General features: G+C 69.0%; 1 protein-coding gene. It reads right to left on the bottom strand.

Annotation, left to right across the window (positions count from 1 at the left end):
• On the bottom strand, nucleotides 1-1307 hold a 1307-nt coding region (locus ACODR1_RS24755), incomplete at its 3' end, for a UDP-glucose dehydrogenase family protein (RefSeq protein WP_488882813.1).
• Nucleotide 1308: the final 1 nt, after the last annotated feature.

Raw genomic sequence — 1308 nt, 5'->3', positions numbered from 1 at the left:
GCCCCGCGCCCCACCGAGGCGTAGGTAAAGCCGTGGCGGACCATTTCGTGGGGCTTGTAGACGTTGCGCAGGTCGACGACGACCGGGGCGGCCAGCAGGGTCTTGAGACGCTCCAGGTCCAGGGCCCGGAACTGGTCCCACTCGGTGAGGATCAGCAGCACGTCGGCCTGATCGGCGGCCTCGTAGGGGCCGGCGACGAACTCCACGCCCGGCAGCAGGCCTTCCGCCTCGTGGCGGCCTTCGGGGTCGAAGGCCCGCACCTTGGCGCCCTTGGCCTGCAGGGCCGGCAGGATGTCCAGGCTGGGGGCGTCGCGCATGTCGTCGGTGTTGGGCTTGAAGGTCACGCCCAGCACGCCGACGGTCTTGCCCGAGAGATCCTCGGTTCCGAGCACGGCGGCGACCTTGTCGGCCATGGCCTTCTTGCGGGCGGCGTTGACCTCGACCGTGGTCTCGATCAGCCGGGTCGGCGCGCCGTAGTCGGCGGCGGTCTTGACCAGGGCGATGGTGTCCTTGGGGAAGCACGAGCCGCCGTAGCCGGGACCGGCGTTGAGGAACTTGCCCCCGATCCGCTTGTCCAGGCCGATGCCCTTGGCCACCTGCTGCACGTCGGCCCCGACCTTTTCGCACAGGTCGGCCATCTCGTTGATGAAGGTGATCTTCATCGCCAGGAACGCGTTGGCGGCGTACTTGATCAGCTCGCTGGTGCGGCGGCCGGTGAAGACGATCGGGGTCTCGTTCAGGCTCAGCGGACGGTAGAGCTCGCGCATCACCGCCTGGGCCCGCTCGTCCTCGGCGCCGACCACCACGCGGTCGGGGCGCTTGAAGTCCTCGATGGCCGCGCCCTCGCGCAGGAACTCGGGGTTCGACACCACGGCGAACTGGGCGGCCGGATTGACCCGCTTGATGATCGCCTCGACCTCGTCGCCGGTGCCCACCGGCACGGTCGACTTGGTGACGACGACGGTGAAGCCGTCGATCAGGCCGGCGATCTCCTCGGCGGCGGCATAGACGTAACTAAGGTCGGCGTGGCCGTCGCCGCGGCGCGTCGGCGTGCCCACGGCGATGAACACCGCGTCGGCGTCCTTGATCGCCTGGGCGCCTTCCAGGGTGAACGACAGCCGGCCCTCGCGGACGTTGCGGGCTACCAAGTCGTCCAGCCCCGGCTCGTAGATCGGGATCTCGCCGGCCAGCAGCCGCGAGATCTTGCGCGGATCCTTGTCGATGCACGTCACCACGTGACCGAAGTCCGCAAAGCACGCCCCGGACACCAGGCCCACATAGCCCGTGCCAATCATCGCTACGCGCATG

The organism is Caulobacter sp. FG7, from assembly GCF_057808875.1.
Note: the sequence above shows the minus strand (reverse complement) of the source record. Positions and strands in the feature narration are given on the sequence as shown.